At 59.0% G+C, this 18,811-nt stretch carries 19 protein-coding genes and 2 pseudogenes; 10 read left to right on the forward strand and 11 right to left on the reverse strand.

What is annotated here, in order from left to right:
- Positions 1-99: 99 nt before the first annotated feature.
- From QFW87_RS11245 to QFW87_RS11255, 3 genes are all read right to left on the reverse strand, one after another.
- A complete protein-coding gene (locus tag QFW87_RS11245; protein ID WP_008027166.1) occupies positions 100-516 on the reverse strand; it encodes a RidA family protein in 417 nt (138 codons plus the stop codon).
- Between the two features lie 24 nt (positions 517-540).
- The gene (locus tag QFW87_RS11250; RefSeq protein ID WP_283190521.1) at positions 541-1,851 is read right to left on the reverse strand and encodes an NAD(P)/FAD-dependent oxidoreductase; all 1,311 of its coding nucleotides are present in this window, start codon (positions 1,849-1,851) and stop codon (positions 541-543) included.
- Positions 1,852-2,011: 160 nt separating this feature from the next.
- Positions 2,012-3,286 carry a flavohemoglobin expression-modulating QEGLA motif protein gene (locus tag QFW87_RS11255; protein WP_283190522.1) on the reverse strand — a complete coding sequence of 425 codons (1,275 nt, stop codon included), beginning with the start codon at positions 3,284-3,286 and terminating at the stop codon, positions 2,012-2,014.
- Positions 3,287-3,469: 183 nt separating this feature from the next.
- On the opposite strand from QFW87_RS11255, the gene QFW87_RS11260 reads away from it, so the two are divergent.
- The 3 genes from QFW87_RS11260 to sulP are packed head-to-tail and all read left to right on the forward strand — an operon-like array spanning position 3,470 to position 6,312.
- Positions 3,470-3,613 (forward strand): hypothetical protein, encoded by a 144-nt coding sequence (locus tag QFW87_RS11260; RefSeq protein WP_283190523.1) that lies wholly within the window; start codon positions 3,470-3,472, stop codon positions 3,611-3,613.
- A 58-nt stretch (positions 3,614-3,671) separates the two neighbouring features.
- Entirely contained in the window at positions 3,672-4,493 is an 822-nt protein-coding gene (gene ppk2 / locus QFW87_RS11265) for a polyphosphate kinase 2 (RefSeq protein ID WP_283190524.1), read from the forward strand.
- A 49-nt stretch (positions 4,494-4,542) separates the two neighbouring features.
- Positions 4,543-6,312, forward strand: coding sequence for a sulfate permease (gene sulP, locus QFW87_RS11270; protein ID WP_283190525.1), 1,770 nt, complete (start codon positions 4,543-4,545; stop codon positions 6,310-6,312).
- A 15-nt stretch (positions 6,313-6,327) separates the two neighbouring features.
- Here the strand turns inward: sulP and QFW87_RS11275 are convergent, their stop codons facing one another.
- Together QFW87_RS11275 and QFW87_RS11280 are read right to left on the reverse strand one after the other, a co-directional pair.
- Positions 6,328-6,696 carry a DUF5064 family protein gene (locus tag QFW87_RS11275; RefSeq protein WP_283190526.1) on the reverse strand — a complete coding sequence of 123 codons (369 nt, stop codon included), beginning with the start codon at positions 6,694-6,696 and terminating at the stop codon, positions 6,328-6,330.
- A 350-nt stretch (positions 6,697-7,046) separates the two neighbouring features.
- Positions 7,047-7,589 carry a DinB family protein gene (locus tag QFW87_RS11280; RefSeq protein WP_283190527.1) on the reverse strand — a complete coding sequence of 181 codons (543 nt, stop codon included), beginning with the start codon at positions 7,587-7,589 and terminating at the stop codon, positions 7,047-7,049.
- Positions 7,590-7,845: 256 nt separating this feature from the next.
- Here QFW87_RS11280 and QFW87_RS11285 point away from each other — a divergent pair, with 256 nt between their 5' ends.
- Both QFW87_RS11285 and QFW87_RS11290 read left to right on the forward strand, forming a co-directional pair.
- Positions 7,846-8,325 (forward strand): VOC family protein, encoded by a 480-nt coding sequence (locus QFW87_RS11285; RefSeq protein ID WP_283180564.1) that lies wholly within the window; start codon positions 7,846-7,848, stop codon positions 8,323-8,325.
- Between the two features lie 315 nt (positions 8,326-8,640).
- Complete coding sequence (locus QFW87_RS11290; RefSeq protein WP_283190528.1) at positions 8,641-9,114, forward strand: GNAT family N-acetyltransferase; 474 nt, start codon at positions 8,641-8,643, stop codon at positions 9,112-9,114.
- A gap of 4 nt (positions 9,115-9,118) precedes the next feature.
- Here the strand turns inward: QFW87_RS11290 and QFW87_RS11295 are convergent, their stop codons facing one another.
- On the reverse strand, positions 9,119-9,544 hold the full coding sequence (locus tag QFW87_RS11295; protein ID WP_283180562.1) for a hypothetical protein: 426 nt from the start codon (positions 9,542-9,544) through the stop codon (positions 9,119-9,121).
- Between the two features lie 198 nt (positions 9,545-9,742).
- Between QFW87_RS11295 and QFW87_RS11300 the strand changes: the two genes are divergently transcribed.
- From QFW87_RS11300 to QFW87_RS11310, 3 genes are read left to right on the forward strand one after another with little or no spacing between them, the layout of a single operon-like run.
- Entirely contained in the window at positions 9,743-10,114 is a 372-nt protein-coding gene (locus QFW87_RS11300; RefSeq protein WP_123367934.1) for a PH domain-containing protein, read from the forward strand.
- A gap of 36 nt (positions 10,115-10,150) precedes the next feature.
- Positions 10,151-10,831, forward strand: coding sequence for a DUF2268 domain-containing putative Zn-dependent protease (locus tag QFW87_RS11305; protein ID WP_283180561.1), 681 nt, complete (start codon positions 10,151-10,153; stop codon positions 10,829-10,831).
- 25 nt (positions 10,832-10,856) lie between these two features.
- Positions 10,857-11,279: an HD domain-containing protein gene (locus QFW87_RS11310; protein WP_283190529.1), complete on the forward strand. Its 423-nt coding sequence runs from the start codon at positions 10,857-10,859 to the stop codon at positions 11,277-11,279.
- A gap of 127 nt (positions 11,280-11,406) precedes the next feature.
- On the opposite strand, the gene QFW87_RS11315 is transcribed toward QFW87_RS11310, so the two are convergent.
- From QFW87_RS11315 to QFW87_RS11325, 3 genes are all read right to left on the reverse strand, one after another.
- Positions 11,407-13,083, reverse strand: a complete 1,677-nt coding sequence (locus QFW87_RS11315) for an MFS transporter (protein WP_283180557.1) — start codon at positions 13,081-13,083, stop codon at positions 11,407-11,409.
- A 226-nt stretch (positions 13,084-13,309) separates the two neighbouring features.
- Positions 13,310-15,493 carry an ornithine decarboxylase SpeF gene (speF, locus tag QFW87_RS11320; RefSeq protein ID WP_283190530.1) on the reverse strand — a complete coding sequence of 728 codons (2,184 nt, stop codon included), beginning with the start codon at positions 15,491-15,493 and terminating at the stop codon, positions 13,310-13,312.
- Between the two features lie 137 nt (positions 15,494-15,630).
- The gene (locus QFW87_RS11325; protein ID WP_283190904.1) at positions 15,631-16,518 is read right to left on the reverse strand and encodes a serine hydrolase domain-containing protein; all 888 of its coding nucleotides are present in this window, start codon (positions 16,516-16,518) and stop codon (positions 15,631-15,633) included.
- A gap of 297 nt (positions 16,519-16,815) precedes the next feature.
- Between QFW87_RS11325 and QFW87_RS11330 the strand changes: the two genes are divergently transcribed.
- On the forward strand, positions 16,816-17,604 hold the full coding sequence (locus tag QFW87_RS11330; protein ID WP_283190531.1) for a DeoR/GlpR family DNA-binding transcription regulator: 789 nt from the start codon (positions 16,816-16,818) through the stop codon (positions 17,602-17,604).
- Between the two features lie 46 nt (positions 17,605-17,650).
- Here the strand turns inward: QFW87_RS11330 and QFW87_RS11335 are convergent.
- A pseudogene (locus QFW87_RS11335) lies at positions 17,651-17,734 on the reverse strand (MoaD/ThiS family protein); the annotation flags it as partial.
- On the opposite strand from QFW87_RS11335, the pseudogene QFW87_RS11340 reads away from it, so the two are divergent.
- A pseudogene (locus tag QFW87_RS11340) lies at positions 17,730-17,807 on the forward strand (hypothetical protein); the annotation flags it as partial. The pseudogenes QFW87_RS11335 and QFW87_RS11340 overlap by 5 nt on opposite strands.
- Before the next feature lie 124 nt (positions 17,808-17,931).
- Here the strand turns inward: QFW87_RS11340 and QFW87_RS11345 are convergent.
- Positions 17,932-18,783, reverse strand: coding sequence for a CAP domain-containing protein (locus QFW87_RS11345; protein ID WP_283180553.1), 852 nt, complete (start codon positions 18,781-18,783; stop codon positions 17,932-17,934).
- Between the last annotated feature and the right edge of the window lie 28 nt (positions 18,784-18,811).

Below are 18,811 nucleotides of genomic sequence, written 5' to 3' on the forward strand. Positions count from 1 at the left end.
CATCGCGAGCAAGCTCTGCTCCTACGGGACAGTCGTCGCACTGAAGATCCGCTGTAGGAGCAAAGCTTGCTCGCGATGGCCGCGATGCGGTGTCCCTGCTTACTCAGGAATCACCGCAATCACATCAATTTCCATCAACCACTGCGGCTGCCCCAGCGCTGAAACCACCAACCCGGTCGAGATCGGAAACACCCCTTTAAGCCACTTGCCCACTTCCTGATACACCGGCTCGCGGTAACGCGGATCGATCAGGTAAGTGGTGGTTTTTACGATATGGCTCAGGTCGCTGCCGGCTTCTTCCAGCAGCTGTTTGACGTTGCGCATGGCTTGCTCGGTTTGCGCTCGTGGGTCACCGAGGCCTACCAGGTTGCCTTCGAAATCGGTGCCGACCTGACCGCGAACATAAACGGTGTTGCCGGCCCGGACGGCCTGGCACAGGTCGTTGTCCAGACTCTGGTTCGGGTAGGTTTCCTTGGTGTTGAACATGCGAATGCGGGTATGGGTTGGCGTGGACATTTGAAGCTCCTAAAGAAAAATGGCTCAAGCGCTGACAGTTGCTTTATGGGCGGCCGGGACGGTTTCAGCCTCGCGCTGCGCGGCGTCGTGGTAGTCGAGGTATGAACGCTGGATGGCGATGTGATCAGCCACGTACTTGGCGTCGTGCCAAACGCCCCAGATGAACGAAGACCCGCGACGGGACTGCCACGGCAGGCCGAGGAAATACACGCCAGCTTCGCTCGACACGCCGCGTTGATGCTGCGGTTTGCCGTTGTCGTCGAAGGCATCAACCTTGAGCCAGCTGTAATCCGTGGCAAAACCGGTGGCCCAGATGATCGAGGTCACGCCGGCCTTGGCCAGGTCGAGTTCAAGAATCGGGTTAGTCACACAGTCTGGATCGGAAAAGGTAATGCGCGCTTCAGGCTCTTCCGGCAGGTCCAGGCCGTTGCGCTCGATGTAGGCGTCAGCCGCGTTGAGCAGCGCCAGATAGTTCTCATCGCCGCGTGCCAGGTTCTCGGCAAGGTTCGATTGAAAAGCCGCTACGCCGCCATTGAACGATTGGGTCAAACCCACCAGCGTCATGCCGCGATGAGCCAGACCACGGAAGTCCACCGTGCGGCCGCCATGTGCACCGCTCACCGCGATGGTCACGTGTTCCCGGCCCGGTTTCATGGCCGCCTGATCCCATTCGCCGAGCACACCCAACCACCAGCAGAAATCACGGTTGCGATAGGCGCGAGGAGGGCGATCATGTGCGCCGACCGAGAGGTAAACCTTCTTGCCGGCACGCTGCAACTCATCGGCGATTTGCACGCCCGACGAGCCGGCGCCGACCACCAGAACAGCGCCTTCGGGCAGCTGCGCTGGATTACGGTATTCAGCCGAGTGGATCTGCAAAAATGGTTGATCTTTCGGCGCGATTGGCGGGATGACAGGGCGCTGGAAAGGCCCGGTGGCAGCCACCACGCGGTTGGCCTCGATCACGCCCTCTGAGGTTTCAATGGTGAAGCCCGGGCGACCGACATTGCGCTCAACCTTCAGCACGTCCACGCCGGTGCGGATCGGGGCGTTGAATTTCTTGGCATAGGCTTCGAAGTAGTCGGCAACCCGCTCTTTCGGGGCAAAGTCGTCGGGGCTGAGGTCGTCGAAATCGAGACCGGGAAAACGGTCGTGCCAGGCCGGACCGTTGGCCACCAGTGAATCCCAGCGCCCGGTGCGCCAGCGTTCGGCGATACGGTTGCGCTCCAGCACCAGGTGCGGCACGCCGAGTTTGCTCAAGTGTTCACTCATGGCCACACCAGCCTGACCGGCGCCCACAATCAGCGTATCTGTTTTTACTTTTTCAGTGGTCATCTCAATACCCTTCGAAGTTGGATTTAGGTCGGTAACGGCCTGCCATTTCTTGGGGTCAAGACTAGGGATCACCCTGGTATCGGTAAAATATTATTAAGCTGGCATTTGAGTATAAATAACTGATGCAGAGCGTTTGGTTCGGTGGCTCTCCCTTTAAACGCTAGGCGCTGGCATCGGCTTCATGCTCGTCGGCGAAGGCCATGAGCACTTCCAGATCGAGTACATCCAGCTTGATTCGGGAAATAAAAGCGGAGAACGCCAGGTTGGCGGCGAGCAGACGCAGATCGGAGGCCCAGGCCGGGACATGGACCGGTCCCTGGAGCCAGCCGGACTCGAAAAGCGGCGCCAGGCGAACGGTATCCCCCAGACTGAGGCGCCCGGCGAACAAATGGCCCACCAGTTCCGGCCGGTTGTCGCGGATCGCGATGCGCAACAGGGTATGCACGCCGAGCAAACCGGTCAGGTAGGCGGCATCCTTGGTGAACGCCGAACCGCCGCGCAGGTCAGCGCCGCGGAACACCCGCTGGGTCGAGCGGAAGGATTCTTCCTGTGACTGACCGGCGGCGAGAAAACCTTCGAATACCTGGATGAAATCGGCGCCATCCAGCGCCTGCTGGACCGCGAGCACACGCAGGGCGAGGCGGCGCAGGCGGTTGATGTCCATGCTGCCGGTGAACAGCTCGGCCAGGGTGGCGATGCCCTCCTGAGTCTGGGTCGTGCGTGGCGCCCCCAGGCCCAGGCTTTTCAGGTTGGGTTGCAGCGCACCGTTTTGTGCTGTGGCGACATGCACGAAGGCCTCATGCTGCAACAGCTGCTTCTTGTCCAGTTCTGAGAACAGGGCGCTGGCACGCAGGCGGATGCGACTGGCCCCGGCGATGGCCTTGGCGGCCAGGGTCGGATCGAGCACGACGGTGATCCGGCCCGGGCCGAAGAAGCGGTCCAGTTCCGGCTGCATCCAGGCGGCGAAGACTTCGGCCGGGATCTCGGCCGGGCACGGTGGAATCCGGGCCCCGCCCAGAAGGGCGTCGGTGGTCTTGAGGAAGAATTGGGCCGCGTCCAGCATGCTCAGTTTCAGGCGCGAGTAGTAGAAGTCCGGGCGTCGGTACAGCGCTGACGAATACTGCGTAAAGGCGGGTGTGCCAATGGCACCGAGCATGCGCCCCGCCGTGGCATAGCTGCGCGCCGTCATGGCGAGGTGGCGCCCGGCCGGATGGCCCTCATCGCAGCGGCCGATAAAGGCTTCGAAGGCGGCGATGTCGGCGCTGTGGTCGCGCGGGCGCAGTTCGACCTTGGGCAGTTCTGCCTGCCCGGCGCGCCAACGTGTCAGGAATGCTTCTTCGACCCCATCCGGCCAGGCCAGGGCCTCCAGCACGCGGATCTTGCGGGCCAGTCCGGGTAGAGCGGCATCGAGTTCGGACAGGGGAGCGGCGCTCATGGAGATATCTTTGGGAAACAAGGTTCAATCGCAAAAGTTTAGTCGTTGTCGATGCATCCCGTTGTTAGAGGTCAGGTCTGAACTAAGCTGTTCGGTGTGCTTGCGGATGCCGGGTCTTGGCCATCCTGGCACGGCTGAAAACCAGGACCACGCTGACGCAGCCGCCGTGGCGAGGATGAGCGCATGCAAAGCGCTGGAGAGCGAAAGCGGGCCCGTGTACTTGATCCGGTCGATCGTGTCACGGAGGTCATCTTCGGCCTGCTCAGTCTTGCGACGGCCGTCACCGGCGCTGTGCTAATCACCGCGATCATCGCGCTCGGCGGGTGAGCAGATCGCAACCTACGCTGTTTACCTATCGGCGACTGGCATCTATGAGGTCTTGGTCATGGCAAAGGACAAGAAGAAAGCCCCTAGGCGCAATGCTGTTGAAAACCCGAAGCTGAAGAACAAGGATTACCTTGAGCAACTGCGCGGCTTGCACGTGGAACTGGTCAAGTTACAGGAGTGGGTAAAAGCCAAGGGCATCAAGATCTGTATCGTTTTCGAAGGGCGCGATGGCGCTGGCAAGGGCGGGACGATCAAGGCGATCACCGAACGCGTCAGTCCGCGCGTCTTTCGGGTGGTGGCGCTAACGGCGCCGAGTGATCGAGAGAAAAGCCAAATGTATGTCCAGCGTTACCTGCCGTACCTGCCCGCGGCTGGCGAAGTGGTGATCTTCGATCGCAGTTGGTACAACCGGGCGGGTGTCGAGCGCGTGATGGGGTTCTGCACCAAAGCGCAGGTTGCCAGTTTCCTGAAGACAACGCCTCAGGTGGAGCGTGCAATCGTCGACTCGGGCGTGATCCTGCTCAAGTATTGGCTGGAAGTCAGCGAAGACGAGCAGACCCGCCGGCTTCAGGCGCGCATCAAGGACGGACGAAAAATCTGGAAACTGACCCCCATGGATCTCAAGTCATACAGCCGTTGGTATGACTATTCACGCGCGCGTGACGACATGTTCAAGGCAACCGACACCGAACATGCCCCATGGCTGGTGGCCAATTCCAACGACAAACGGCGGGCGCGCCTTAACATCATCACCGATTTGCTCAGCCGTATTCCGTACAAGGATGTCGCACGCGAGGAGGTGATATTGCCCAAACGGCAGAAGCCAGGCGGCTATCGCGACCCGGATTATCCGCACCGGCGAGTGCCCGGAAAATTCTGACGGGCACGTTTAAGCGAATCGGCGCTGTACACCTAAAGGCCACAGTTCTATGAGCGATTCGGACTCTTCGCCTCCCGTCCCGGAACCGGGCCGTATTGCACGCCGGGATGCCGGCGACGAAACCGGCTGGGGCCGCTGGCTTCCTGGACTTCGCACGCTGCGCGGGTACCAGATTGCCTGGTTGCGTCACGACATCATGGCCGGGCTGGTGCTCACCACGATGTTGGTGCCTGTCGGCATCGCCTACGCCGTGGCATCGGGCGTACCCGGCATCTATGGCCTCTACGCGACCATCGTTCCGCTACTCGCTTACGCCTTGTTCGGGCCTAGCCGGATTTTGGTGCTGGGCCCGGATTCCTCACTGGCCGCCGTGATCCTTGCAGTCGTCCTGCCCCTGTCGGGCGGCGACCCGCATCGCGCCGTCGCCCTGGCGGGCATGATGGCAATCGTTTCAGGCGCCGTGTGCATCCTGGCGGGCATCATGCGTTTGGGCTTCATTACGGAGTTGCTGTCCAAGCCGATCCGCTACGGGTACATGAACGGCATCGCGCTGACCGTATTGATCAGCCAACTGCCCAAGTTTTTCGGTTTTTCGATTGAGTCCGACGGCCCGCTGAGAAACATTTGGGCTATCGCCACCGCGGTGATGGAAGGAAAGACCAACTGGACCGCGTTCATGATCGGCGCAGCCACCTTGCTCGTGATCCTGCTGCTCAAGGGCTTCAAGCGCGTGCCGGGCATCTTGATCGCAGTGGCAGGCGCGACCGTCGCCGTCGGTGTGCTGGACCTTGCCGCGCGTGCGGGGGTGTCGGTCCTCGGTGCTCTTCCACAAGGTTTACCTGCGTTCGCCATCCCCTGGATCACCCGCGCCGATATTGTCCCCGTGCTCATCGGCGGTTGCGCCGTCGCCCTGGTGTCGTTCGCCGACACCAGCGTGCTCTCGCGTGTCTATGCGGCGCGGACCCGTACCTATGTCGATCCGAACCAGGAGATGGCAGGGCTCGGTTTTGCCAATCTGGCGGCGGGATTTTTCCAGGGCTTTGCGATCAGTAGTAGTTCTTCACGCACCCCCGTGGCCGAAGCCGCAGGCGCCAAAACCCAGTTGACCGGGGTTGTCGGCGCGTTGGCCGTTGCCCTGCTGCTGGTAGTGGCGCCGAACCTGTTGCAGAGTTTGCCCAGCAGTGCACTGGCAGCGGTCGTGATCGCGTCGGCCATCGGCCTGATTGAGGTCGCCGACCTGCGACGCATTTATCGCATCCAGCGCTGGGAGTTCTGGTTGTCGATCGTCTGCACCGTCGGTGTGGCCGTGTTCGGTGCGATCGAGGGCATCGGGCTGGCCATCGTGATCGCCGTCATCGAATTCCTGTGGGATGGCTGGCGGCCGTATTCCGCGGTGCTGGGGCGAGTCGATGGCGTTAAGGGCTACCACGACATCCAGCGCTATCCCGACGCGCACCTTACACCCGGCCTGGTGCTGTTTCGCTGGGATGCGCCGTTGTTCTTTGCCAACGCCGAACTGTTCAATGAGCGAGTGCTCGACGCAGTGGCGGCATCGCCTACGCCCGTGCGCTGGTTGGTCGTTGCGGCGGAACCCGTCACCAGTGTGGACGTGACCTCTGCCGACATGCTGGCTGAGCTGGACGATACCTTGCACGCGGTAGGCATCAAGTTGTGCGTGGCCGAGATGAAGGACCCGGTCAAGGACAAGCTGAAGCGATTCGGGCTTTTCGCGCGACTTGGCGAAACGGCGTTCTTTCCAACCATAGGCAATGCCGTCGACAGCTACCTCGTGATCCATCCGGTGGATGGGGCGCACTGAGTGATACTGCGTCACTCAGCGACGGTCGTTCTCAGCGTTATCCAGATTGACTGGATCGCCTGGCTGGACGCCGAGTTTGTCGCGAATATCCTCGAACATCGCGTCGTATTCCTTGTGCCCGCGCATGATGAGACTGGCATTGGCCGGCACACCATGCTTGACCGCGGCCTTTGCCACGCGGCTGGCAAAGTTGAAGGCCGTGTCGCGGTGCATATCGAATTCTTCAGTGAAGCTTTTACCGGATACCGCTCCGTCCATCTTGAAGTGCATCAGCATGCATTCCTTGGGGTCGCGGCGGACTTCATAGAAGACATCAATGTTGTATTCCGGGACTCCGGGAGTGCCAGGAGTATTAGTACGGTTCAGGTGCCCGGGTGTGAACATGAGAGGCTCCTTTCGGGTGGATGGCTACCTTCTTGGCATCGGCTGGATTCGAGGTTCGATTGAGGCCAAATGACCTGGATTTCAGTCCATGGAAATCGCATTAACGGAGCGTGTTCCATAGTGTGGTGCTATCAATTTGCAGCAGCGCAAAATCTCCCCTTAGAGCTTAGGTGATCGCTTGGGGTTTTCTACCTTCAAGGTGCACGAAAAGAGTTCCCAGACTGAAGGGGCAGTACCGGACAACGACTGTCAGGAGCAACCGGAGCCGACGTATCTACTGGATTGAAAAGGCTCTCTTGTCAGGTATTGAAGTCTGCCCAATGATCGGGTGCCCAATGATGAGCTTTCTTTTATACGCAGGATTTGGATGGAATGAGAAAGACTAAATCTGTATCAACTATGTCAATACCCGCCTGTGAAAGCAGCGTAGTAACCTGGCCACGATGATGGGTTTGATGGTTGAAAAAATGCATGACCAGACTGTAGAAATCCTTATCGGACACTACACCTTTCATGCTGGCGTAATGGAGAGTGTGGTCCAGATCTGACTCTGTAATAGAGTGAGCCCATTCGACGATTATCTGATCGAGTCTCTCTCGATGCACTGAGAGCTCTGGAACAGTAAAGAACAACAATTGGTCGAGGCTTTCCGGATCGCAAAGTTGCCTCACCGGCTCCAGTGCCGAGTGGTCCGCTGGATGCTTGGCGAATCGCTTTAGCCACACAGTGTCTCCGATTGCCAAGTGGTTTAGCGTCCCGAGAATAGACTTGAAGAACGCTTTCCTATCGGCTGAGAGCTCATCATCGGACAAGCACCTGGTTGCCTCATAGATCTTTGCGTTCATCCATTGGTTATAGGTCGCCATCAGGCAGATGTGGTCGGTGCGGCTCATGTGTTCATCCTTTGAATATGTGTTCGCATACCCCATGCGAGGCCGGGATGTTATCGCCTCCAATGCGGAGCAGCTACTGAAGTTGGCAGACCAGGGACTCGGGCGCTGATGCACCCACTGGCTGCATTTGAGCGGTGGCTGCCATTGGCAATCGATCGCGCAAGCGCGCCATCCCAGGGTGACGCTAGTTGCCAAAGCCGACCCGCTGAATGCGCTGCTAAAATGCACGCACCCGTTCCGATTCTGGAGAACCAAGATGATCAGCAAAAACACGATTTGTCTGTGGTACGACGGCACCGCGTTGGACGCTGCGACGTTCTACGCCGAAACCTTCCCGGACAGCGAGGTGGGAGCGGTCCTTCGCGCGCCTGGCGACTATCCGGCGGGCAAGCAGGGCGATGTCTTGACGGTCGAGTTCACGGTGATGGGCATCCCTTGCCTCGGACTGAACGGAGGTTCGGCGATCAAACACAACGAGGCTTTTTCGTTCCAGGTTGCAACCGACGACCAAGCCGAAACGGATCGCTTGTGGAATGCGATTGTCGGAAATGGCGGCCAGGAAAATGTATGCGGCTGGTGCCAGGACAAGTGGGGGTTGTCATGGCAGATCACACCACACGTTTTGACGGCCGCGATAGCCAATCCTGATCAAGCAGCGGCCAAGCGTGCGTTCGACGCCATGATGGAGATGGGAAAGATCGACATCGCTGCGATTGAAGCGGCTGTTAAGGGTTAACCAGCGCTGCTGGGGGCCGGGCGCTTGGACAGGTCGAATGCTGGCCTGTGCTGAAGCTTGGCACTGGACCGGGTAACTGTAACCGGCAGCATTTGACCCAAAGACGACCCTAACCTCATTGCGCAACCCACTTCTCCAGCAACACTATCTGCCCATGACCTACACACCCCGCACGTACATGATGTATTCCTACATGACCGCTTCTGGCGGGCCATGAGGTCATGCGTGCTAGAACCTGACGTATTAGCCAAGGCCCCGCCAGAAATGGACGGGGCTTTTTAGTTCTCCGTCCGCCGATGGCTAACGGAGATTGAAATGTTAGAGATCAAACGAGCCCATCAAGGCGATTGCCGGACGGCATTCGACATTCGCCGTCAAGCGATACGGCATCAATGCATCGGCGCCTATACCCCTCAGCAACTGGACGTCTGGACGGCAGGGGCCGCTGAGGACGGATATTGCGACCTGATGGGAAAACACTTTTATCTGGGGTGTATTCAGGGAGAGCCTGTGGCGACAGGCATGCTTGATCTGGAGAGGCGTGAAATCGGCGCGATCTTTGTCCTGCCTGGCTTTATGCAGCGGGGCATTGGCAAGCGCATTCTGGATTACCTTGAGTGCCTGGCGCGGGATTTGGGGCTGGAGGAAGTTCAACTGGACGCTACGTTGAACGCCGCTCACTTCTACCGGCGATGCGGTTTCGTCGGTGAGCAGACGGCTATTTACCATTCGCCCTCCGGCCTGCAACTCGCTTGCATTCCGATGGTGAAGGCGCTTTTGCGTTCTTGAGCGGCTACTTCGCTTTCCAGTGTCCACCACCCGACTCGCAATCAATCTTCGCCTGATTCAAATACTCAGCGTCGTAGTAGTACGTAGTCACTTGAGCATTGGCGGGAATGTTCAGCGATTTGCTGTTCTTGTCCTTGCTGGTGGAGTGAGGGTTGGCCAGCGATTCTTGCGTCAACGTCGCGATACACGTGGCCTGAGAATGATCGGCGCACTGTTCGACTTTTTTCTTGGTGCTGGCCAGCATGTCTTTACTCTCGTTGCTGCATGACCAATCGATGGCGTTCACCGGCATGCCTTCGTACTCATAGCAGCTATGAGATTCCACCACTGGAACGGAAGGGCTTTGAGAGCGGGTCAGCACGTCACAGCCTTCAGCCATGACCAGGGTGGGACTCAGGCTGGCAAGCAAAAACAGCAGTCTACTGTTCATCGGGATTTCCTCTCCAATGGCGCCTTGTTTGATCAAAGATCAGCGCTGATAGGGTTTCGAAAGCGCGATGAGGCGCAGGGTTCCATTGGATTTTCAGATCCGCTGTGGAGGGGGCGCAAAAAGCGCAGGCCCGATGGTATGCTCGCCGCGCCACGCGCTGGCAATCCAGGGAACACTCTTTAAGGAAGGGAATGGCGGATGATCGATTTCAACAACAAAGGCTTTTTCAAACTCAAGCAAAACAACGAGTACGCGGAGCGAGTCACCGCGCTGCTGCTGGACGGCGAGCAGGTCATTGATGCCTATAAATCCATGCGCGACGGCGTGGTGTTTACCAACAAACGAATCATCGCGGTCAACGTCCAAGGCATCACCGGCAGCAAAAAAGACTTCACTTCGTTGCCTTACAAAAACATCGTCGCTTACTCCGTGGAAACCTCGGGCACCTTCGACCTGGATTCTGAGCTGGAGATCTACTTCTCGGCGCTGGGCAAAGTGAAGTTTGAATTCACTGGGAGGACGTCGATGGTCGAGATTTCCAAACTCATCTCACAGCATCTGTTGGGCTGAGTTTTTAGGCTTCGTGACAGTTTTTCAGAGGTAAGAATGGACGCATGGACACTGCATTGGCTGGAAGCCTCGGGGAGTCTTGCTGAACTTCGCTCCGATCTGATCGGCGAGTTTGACGCCGCTTACAAGACGGTCTCCCGTCTGATGACGCCTCCGCGACTTGATGTGTTGATCCAGCGGCTCCCTGGCGAGACCATTCCTGAGATGGGCCTCGTGGGGCGGGCTTATCGAAGCACCATGTTCACGATGACCATCGACCCGGACAACCCGAATTTTCTGCCAAGTCTGCGCACTGGCGCGCTGCATCGACAGATTGTCCATGAAGTCCATCATTGCTTGCGCATGGCGGGCCCTGGCTACGGTTGGACGTTAGGAGAAGCCTTGGTCAGCGAGGGACTTGCCGGACAGTTTGTCCGGCACTTGCTCGGTAATGACCCAGAGCCTTGGGAGTGTGCCGTCACCTGCGCCGATCTGCTTCGCTCACCTGTAGGCCTGAAGACCCTTGAGTCCACGAACTACAATCACGCAGAGTGGTTCTTCGGTTTTGGTGCTCACCCAAAATGGCTTGGCTATACGCTCGGTTATCAGATGGTTGGGCGCTGGCTTGCGTCAATGGGCGAAATCGATGCTTCAACCTGGATCAACGTACCCGCACAAAATATTGTCGCCTCAGCGCTTGAGGAAGGCCTTGTGTTGCTCAAGCCCGACGACCGTTAAGACATTCAAGCCTGGGAGCTGCGAGATGACTCAAACACTGGAACGCGCCATTGCCATCGCCGCCACCGCGCATGAGGGGCAGGTCGACAAGGGCGCAAACCCTTACATTCTGCATCCGCTGAAAGTCATGTTGCGGGTTACGACGCTGGAAGAACGCATCGTCGCAGTGCTGCATGACGTGGTCGAGGACTGCGGCATCAGCCTTGATGACCTGCGCAAGGAAGGGTTCAGCGAAGTCGTTCTGACAGCCATCGAATCGGTCACTAAAGTGCCAGGTGAATCCTATGAGGCCTTCGTCGAGCGCGCGGCGCAGAATCCCATTGGCCGGGTAGTCAAACTGGCGGACCTTGAAGAGAACAGCGATCTGTCACGGATTGCGCAGCCGTCGTGGGAAGACCTGGAGCGCATTGAAAAGTATCGACGGGCGATCGGCGTGCTGCGCTCGTAACGAGCCGAACAAATAGATCCGTCCCCATTTCCCCGTCCCCATTTCCCGTCCATTTCTTCCTTTTCCCTACAACACACTAAATACAGAAGGATTGCCCTCTCCCTTGCGAGAGAGGGCAGATGCCAGCCTAGGTGTGATGAATTTCCCGATCCTTGGTTTCCGGCAGGAAGAAGATGCCAAGAATCGCCGTCATCACCGCGATGACGATGGGGTACCACAGCCCGTAGTAGATATCACCCGTGGCCGCGACCATGGCAAACGCCACCGTGGGCAGAAAGCCGCCGAACCATCCGTTGCCGATGTGGTAGGGCAGCGACATCGAGGTGTAGCGGATGCGCGCCGGGAACAGTTCCACCAGCCAGGCGGCGATCGGGCCATAGACCATGGTCACGTAGATCACCAGGATGGTCAGGAGCAGCAGGACCATTGGGTAGTTGGTCTTGGCCGGGTCGGCCTTCTCGGGGTAGCCGGCGTCCTTGAGCGCGGTGCCGAGGGTGGCGGCGAAGGTGTCGTTCTTGGCCTTGAAGTCGGCGGCCGGCATGCCGGTGCCCTCGAAGCTCGGGATCACTTTGTTGCCGATGCGGACCTGCGCGACGGCGCCAGGCTCAGCCTTCTCGTTCTTGTAGGGGATGGCCCTCTTCGCCAGAACAGTCTTGGCGAGGTCGCAGGAGCTGGTGAATTTGGCCTTGCCCACCGGGTCGAACTGGAACGAGCACTGGTCAGGATCGGCGACCACCGTGACCGGGTTCTTCTCCTGCGCGATGAACACGTCGGGGTTTCCGTATTGGGTCAACGCATGGAAGATCGGGAAGTAAGTCAGCGCCGCGATAATGCAGCCGGCCATGATGATCCCTTTGCGGCCGATACGGTCGGACAGACTGCCGAATATGACGAAGAACGGCGTGCCGATCAGCAGCGAGCCGGCAATCAGCAAGTTGGCGGTCTGCGGTTCTATCTTCAGCGTCTGCAGCAGGAAGAACAGCGCATAGAACTGCCCGGTGTACCAGACGACGGCCTGGCCGGCAGTGCCGCCGAGCAGGGCCATGATCACGATCTTGAGATTGTCCCAGCGGGCGAAGGATTCGGTCAGCGGCGCCTTGGAGGACTTGCCTTCGGCTTTCATCTTCAAGAACACCGGCGACTCGCTGAGTTGCAGGCGGATGTACACCGAGACAATCAGCAGCAGGATCGACAGCAGGAATGGAATCCGCCAGCCCCAGGCCTCGAAAGCTTCTGTGCCGAGGACCGTGCGGCAAGCGAGGATCACCAGCAGCGAGAGGAACAGCCCAAGGGTTGCAGTGGTTTGAATCCACGAGGTGAAGTAGCCGCGTTTGCCTTTCGGCGCATGTTCCGCCACGTAGGTCGCAGCGCCGCCGTACTCACCGCCCAGGGCCAGGCCTTGCAGCAGACGCAAGGTGATCAGGATGATCGGTGCCGCCACGCCAATGGTCGCGTAGCCGGGCAAAAAGCCCACGATGGCGGTGGAGATACCCATGATCACAATGGTGATGAGAAAGGTGTGTTTGCGCCCGATCATGTCACCCAGTCGGCCGAACACGATGGCGCCGAAGGGGCGTACCGCGAAGCCCGCAGCGAACGCGAGCAGCGCGAAGATGAAGGACGTTGTCTCATTGACGCCGGCGAAGAAGTGCTTGGCAATGATCGCAGCGAGAGACCCATAAAGGTAGAAGTCGTACCACTCGAACACGGTGCCCAGGGACGAGGCAAAAATGACCTTGCGCTCCTCCTTGGTGATCCCGTGGTGGGGCGCGCTGCCCGTGGAAGTGTTGTCGATTGCGGCCATGAGTCTTCTCCGTCGTTCTTGTTATAGGCCGGAGTACCTCGTTACCTTTTTGCCGCACCCAGGCCCTGGGGCTGATGTCGTCGGAATACGGATTGCGCGAAGCATGCACACAGGCTGACGGCCTCGCATCGCTGCAAGGTTTCCTGAAGCATAATCGGCTTCGCGCAGATATCCACTCGCCATCACGCTCAACCCCGGGCTGACACACCGCTGGAGGCGTGAAGACTCAAGTCTTGATCACGTACCCATAGGCTCGAATGCGACCCCCTTCCTGTTTCAAGTACACGCCCTGCAGTTCCGGCGTGAATCCAGGAAGAGAGTTGATACCTTCCTCCAGCGCCAGGAAGTATTTGAGCACCGCACCTCCCCATATTTCCCCGGGCACCACGCAGAGCACGCCGGGTGGATAGGGCAGCGCACCTTCGGCAGCGATGCGACCCTCCGCGTCTGCCAGTGCCACCAGTTCGACGTTGCCACGGATGAACTCGAATTGTGCTGCCTGCGGATTCATCGCCTTTTTCGGGAAGTGTTCCTTGCGGAACATTGCTTTCTGCAATTGCTGGACGTTGTGGTCGCGGTAGAGGTCGTGCATCTCCTGGCAGAGTTGGCGAATGGTGTAGTTGCGATAGCGCTCCTGGTGCTGCGCATAGATGGCCGGCAACACCCGGCTCATCGGCGCGTCATCACTGATGAAGCGTTCAAAGCGCGCGATCTGTGCGGCGAGATGGGTCATCTTCGCCCAGTCTTCGGCCGGGGTGAGCAAGAACAGAATCGAGTTCAGGTCGCACTTTTCCGGAACGATGCCATTCTCGCGCAGGAAGTTGGCGAGGATGCCGGCATGGATGCCGAAGTCGGTGTAACTGCCATCGATCGGGTCGATGCCGGGTGTTGTGAACAGCAACTTGCAGGGGTCGATGAAGTATTGCTTGTCGGCGTAACCGCTGAAGGCATGCCAGCGATCCTTCGGATGGAATTCGAAAAACCGGATGTCGTTGGCGATGTCCTCAGTCGGATGGTCCTGCCAGGGGCGACCGTCAATGGTGTCCGGCACGAAGGGGCGAACCATGGTGCACGCTTCCAGAATCAACTTGCGTGCGTCGATGCCGAACTTCACACAGTCTTCCCACAGGCGCAGGCCACTGCGGCCGGAATGAATGCGCGCGTTCACATCCAGTGAGGCGAACAGCGGGTAAAACGGGCTGGTAGAGGCTTGGGCCATGAAGGCGTTGTTCACCCGTGCATGGTTGCAATAACGGGCCTGGCCTTTGATATGGCGATCTTTCTTGTGGATCTGCGACGCCTGGGAAAACCCCGCCTGCTGTTTGTGCACCGATTGAGTGACAAAGATCCCGGGGTCGTATTCATGCAGATCCAGCAGCAACGGCGAGCAATCCTTCATCATCGGGATGAACTGTTCGTAGCCCACCCACGCCGAGTCAAACAGGATGTAGTCGCACAGTTTGCCGATGCGATCGACGACTTGTCTGGCGTTGTAGATGGTGCCGTCATAGGTGCCCAGCTGAATGATCGCCAGGCGAAACGGCCGTGGCAGCTGGGCCTTGTCCGGTGCGACTTCGCTGATGAGTTCGCGCAGGTAATCTTCTTCGAAACAATGCGCGTCAATCCCGCCGATGAACCCATAAGGGTTGCGCGCGGTTTCCAGGTAAACCGGGGTCGCCCCCGCCTGGATCAACGCACCTTGGTGATTGGATTTGTGGTTGTTGCGGTCGAACAGCACCAGATCGCCAGGCGTGAGCAACGCGTTGGTAACCACCTTGTTGGAGGCCGATGTGCCATTGAGCACGAAGTAGGTCTTGTCGGCGTTGAACACCTGCGCCGCGTGTTTTTGCGCCAGAAGTGCCGGGCCTTCGTGGATCAGCAAATCGCCGAGTTTGACGTCGGCGTTGCACATGTCGGCGCGAAACAGGGTCTCGCCGAAGAAGTCGAAAAACTGTCGGCCAGCCGGGTGTTTGCGGAAAAACTGGCCGCCCTGGTGGCCAGGGCAGGCGAACGTCGCGTTGGCCGATTCGGTGTAGTGCTTGAGCGCGTCGAAGAAGGGTGGCAGGAGACTTTCTTCATAGGCTTTTGCCGCGGTCTCCAATTGGTTGCCATGGTATTCGGCGTTGTTGCGCGAGGGGTCAAAAATACCATTCACCTGAAGCAGAACGTCTTGCAGGTGCTTGTAGACGTCCCGGGCGCGGTTGCCGGAACCGGGGGAGGCGACGAGAAAAATGGGGATATCGAAACCGGTACGTTGCAGGGCGTCCAGGGCGCCCGCCACCACATCCTCCACAGAGAACACTGCAACCGCGACATCGGTGTAGTCAGTTTGATTGAGCGGAATCACTTCTCGGGAGGTCTGGAAGCAATCGAACGCGGAATCACTGGCGGCTATTTTCAGGGCTTTCATGCGAGGAATCTCCTAGCGGACAGTCACTTGTCGGCTTTTTTTCAAGAGATCAATTTAGCGAGGGAGCCTTCAACGTTCCCTGATCCAAATCATGTCGCCACTGGTTATAGACCATGTTGGGAAGGGTTACGGCTTTTCTACCGGCTTCTCCCAAGGGCTGCCGACAGGCGCTCGACCACTTCTGCTTCGGCAACCCCTTCGTTGGCGCCTTCATGGAAGACAGCACAACTCGCCGCGTTTTCGCCATCAACGCAGCGATAGACCGCCACTACGCTGCCCGGACCGGCGCCGGTGTGTCCGCTCAACGTCAGATCGCCCATGACCAAACCCTGCATCAGGCCGAGAGCGTAGCCCGGGGAAGTCCACGGGCGACCGGGAAGCGGGCCGCCGAGGACGCGTGCCGTTTGCATCGCGTGCAGCAGCGAGTTTGGCAGAAGGTGCCCGGCCAGCAGGCCGTCCAGACAAAGGGCGGCTTCCTCAAGCGGGCCGACAAGTAAACCGTGATAGACCCAACCGGGGTCGTAGGTTGGCGCGCTCCCCATGTTCACGCCCTCTAGATCGGCTTGCGTTTTGGCGAGGCGTATGCGGGATAAACCGAGGTGGGCGAACACACGCTCCGTGAGCGCTGCTTCAAGCGTGCGCCCAGTCACGCGTTCAATCAGTCGCACGACAAACAGATAGCCGACGTTTGAATAGCGCCAACCGTCCCCGGGTGCGTAGCGCAACCGGCTGGCATCAAGGCGTTGCAGCATGTCATCGGCCGACCAGGGCGTCTCATGGCGGGCCACGGCGTTGTGGTAGTCGGCGAGTTCGCCATAATCCGCCAGCCCGGCCTCATGCCGCAGCAGCTGGCGCAGCGTGAAGGGGCCTTCAGCAACGGTGTCGTCCAGGGTGATCAACCCGTCACGCACCAGTGACAGCGCGGCAGCAGCGAGCACAGTTTTGGTAAAGCTCCACCAGGGCACCGTTGTATCCGGCCTTTCAGGCGTGACGAGAGCGCCGTTCGATACAAGGGAAAATAGTATGAGTCGACTCTGGATGGAGGAGGGAGCGAATGGCCCTCGGCTTCTGCTGATCAGGTGTGCCCCAACGCAATCGCGAACGAGACCACGATCATGCAGGCAAAGGCAAAATTCAGGTTCATGAAGTTTTCATCCAAAGCATTTGTGATGGCGCCATCTTGAACAAGTCACAAACAAATAAAAAATTCGGCTTTATGTTTTGAATCATCGAAAGAATTGATGTCCGGGTGGTTTGTGTTTACCCCGCGCTTTAGCTAGTCTCGCACAAACACGCAATTACGCGCAAAAACGGGCAAAAACATGCACGACTCACACTCAGCCGTCGAGCTCCCTTATCTGCGTCGGCAAAAAATCCTATTGATTCTCGAACGTGATGGCAAGGTCATGGCTAGTGAACTGAGCCAGCATTTCGCGGTGTCCGAAGACACCATTCGCCGTGATCTGGCGGAGCTGGCCACCGCCGGGCTGGTGCTGCGGGTGCACGGCGGGGCGCTGCCGCGGCCCAAGGACACCGGCAAGGATTATTTCACCCGCGTCAGTGAAACCGATGAGGTGAAAACACACCTGGCGCAACTCGCCGCTCGCCAGGTACACAACGGCCAGATTGTCATTTTCGATTCGGGGAGCACGACGCTGCAGATCGCCCGGTCGCTGCCTTCGGATATTTCCATCACGGCCGTCACCGCCTCGCCGATGATCGCGATCACCCTGGCTGAATACAAAGGCATCACGGTGATTCTGGCCGGCGGGCAACTCAATCCTGCAACCATGTCGGCCAGCGGACATGAAACCCTGCGGCTGATCGAGGGCATCAAGGCTGATCTGCTGTTCACCGGGGTCTGCGCGATTCACCCGGAAGTCGGCATCAGCTCCCTGCATTTCGACGAGGTGCCGGTCAAACAGGCGATGCTCGCCAGCGCCTCCCATGTCGTTGCCGTTACCACCGCCGACAAACTGGGGGCGGTGGAGCCGTTCGTTGTCGCGCCGTGTCAGCGCATTCATACCCTGATCACCGAGCGTCATGTGGCGTCGGGCAATGTCGAGGACTATCAGAAGCTAGGGATCGAGGTGGTGCAGGTGGAGGCGTGAAACGCGTTGGGTTTTCACCCGTTGGCCGATGTCGAACCGTCATGCTTCAGCCCCCGGTCACCGGCGGGAAAAAGGCGATCTCGTCAAAGTCCTCGATCGCCTGATCCGGATGGCACAGCTCCTGGCCGATAATCCTGATGTACACCTGCTGGAGCTACTACGTGTTCCGCGGAAAAGTGAGGATCGGTGATGGCTACCATTAGTGGCGGGGGCATTGCGATTGTTGATGCAGGCGGCCGGGATGAGTACCCACTGACGATCGCCACAAAAAGAAACCCGGAGCCCCATGACAGGGCTCCGGGTTTTTTTCTATCAATCGTCCCGAACTCACTGCGCCCCGAACATCGCCGTCCAGTAAATCCCCGGATCACTCTTCGGATCAACCGCATAGGCCGCGCCCAACTCCCGGTACTGCGGGTTCATCAGGTTCGCGCAGTGACCGGCGCTGGACACCCAGCCATCTACCACCTTGCGCACGGTGTCTTGTCCGGCAGCGATGGTCTCGCCGACCTGCCCGCCGCCATAACCTGCCAATTCAGCCCGGTCACCCGGCATGCGGCCATCGCGGTCCTTGTGATCGAAGTAATTGTTGTTGGCCATCGACCGTGCGTGCTCCTCGGCCGCCGTCGCCAGCGTGGCGTTCCAGGCCAGTGGCGTGGTGGCGGCAAAGGATTGCGTGCCGCACTGGCGCGGCTGACTGCGTGCGATGTTGAGTTCGGCCAACAGCTTCTGACCTTCCGCCTGCCAGTCGCCCAGGCGAGCGCTCAGCAGTGGCCGAGCCAGCACGATGCGCCACTCGTGGTCCTGGTGGCTGACGCCGACATCGACGAATTGCGGGTCCAGCACGATCTGGCAAAAGCTTTCCTGAATGGCTTTCATCGCCGACGGCGCATCGCGCGGCCCGGACAGGCTGATCGCCTGTACATTCTTCATCGGATAACCCGCGCTGGCCATTGCCTGCTGCAGATTGCCGACGCTGTTGGCGTTCAGCGCCAAACGTGGGTCGCCGGCCAGCGGTGGCAGTTCCTGCGATACCTGACCCGCGCAGCGCTGCACCTGGCTGCGGTAGAGGTTGATCGAATCAATCAGTTGTTTTTCGTCGGCCGCCAACGCATTCACGGCGAACAACATCCCCAGTGACAACGTGGCAAGACGCATAGCAGATGATTTGAAGCGCATGGAAATCCCCTTGAGCTGACTGCGCCCA

Origin of the sequence: Pseudomonas sp. PMCC200344 (genome assembly GCF_030053095.1) — a bacterium.
Taxonomy (GTDB): domain Bacteria; phylum Pseudomonadota; class Gammaproteobacteria; order Pseudomonadales; family Pseudomonadaceae; genus Aquipseudomonas; species Aquipseudomonas svalbardensis.

Excerpts from the sequence above, each read along its gene's own strand:
- QFW87_RS11250 (WP_283190521.1), bottom strand. The coding sequence starts at position 1,851 with ATGACCACTGAAAAAGTAAAAACAGATACGCTGATTGTGGGCGCCGGT.
- QFW87_RS11245 (WP_008027166.1), bottom strand. The coding sequence starts at position 516 with ATGTCCACGCCAACCCATACCCGCATTCGCATGTTCAACACCAAGGAA.
- QFW87_RS11255 (WP_283190522.1), bottom strand. The coding sequence starts at position 3,286 with ATGAGCGCCGCTCCCCTGTCCGAACTCGATGCCGCTCTACCCGGACTG.
- QFW87_RS11260 (WP_283190523.1), top strand. The coding sequence starts at position 3,470 with ATGCAAAGCGCTGGAGAGCGAAAGCGGGCCCGTGTACTTGATCCGGTC.
- QFW87_RS11345 (WP_283180553.1), bottom strand. The coding sequence starts at position 18,783 with ATGCGCTTCAAATCATCTGCTATGCGTCTTGCCACGTTGTCACTGGGG.
- QFW87_RS11310 (WP_283190529.1), top strand. The coding sequence starts at position 10,857 with ATGACTCAAACACTGGAACGCGCCATTGCCATCGCCGCCACCGCGCAT.
- sulP (WP_283190525.1), top strand. The coding sequence starts at position 4,543 with ATGAGCGATTCGGACTCTTCGCCTCCCGTCCCGGAACCGGGCCGTATT.
- QFW87_RS11315 (WP_283180557.1), bottom strand. The coding sequence starts at position 13,083 with ATGGCCGCAATCGACAACACTTCCACGGGCAGCGCGCCCCACCACGGG.
- QFW87_RS11305 (WP_283180561.1), top strand. The coding sequence starts at position 10,151 with ATGGACGCATGGACACTGCATTGGCTGGAAGCCTCGGGGAGTCTTGCT.
- QFW87_RS11275 (WP_283190526.1), bottom strand. The coding sequence starts at position 6,696 with ATGTTCACACCCGGGCACCTGAACCGTACTAATACTCCTGGCACTCCC.
- QFW87_RS11295 (WP_283180562.1), bottom strand. The coding sequence starts at position 9,544 with ATGAACAGTAGACTGCTGTTTTTGCTTGCCAGCCTGAGTCCCACCCTG.
- QFW87_RS11290 (WP_283190528.1), top strand. The coding sequence starts at position 8,641 with ATGTTAGAGATCAAACGAGCCCATCAAGGCGATTGCCGGACGGCATTC.
- QFW87_RS11280 (WP_283190527.1), bottom strand. The coding sequence starts at position 7,589 with ATGAGCCGCACCGACCACATCTGCCTGATGGCGACCTATAACCAATGG.
- ppk2 (WP_283190524.1), top strand. The coding sequence starts at position 3,672 with ATGGCAAAGGACAAGAAGAAAGCCCCTAGGCGCAATGCTGTTGAAAAC.
- QFW87_RS11300 (WP_123367934.1), top strand. The coding sequence starts at position 9,743 with ATGATCGATTTCAACAACAAAGGCTTTTTCAAACTCAAGCAAAACAAC.
- QFW87_RS11285 (WP_283180564.1), top strand. The coding sequence starts at position 7,846 with ATGATCAGCAAAAACACGATTTGTCTGTGGTACGACGGCACCGCGTTG.
- QFW87_RS11330 (WP_283190531.1), top strand. The coding sequence starts at position 16,816 with ATGCACGACTCACACTCAGCCGTCGAGCTCCCTTATCTGCGTCGGCAA.
- speF (WP_283190530.1), bottom strand. The coding sequence starts at position 15,493 with ATGAAAGCCCTGAAAATAGCCGCCAGTGATTCCGCGTTCGATTGCTTC.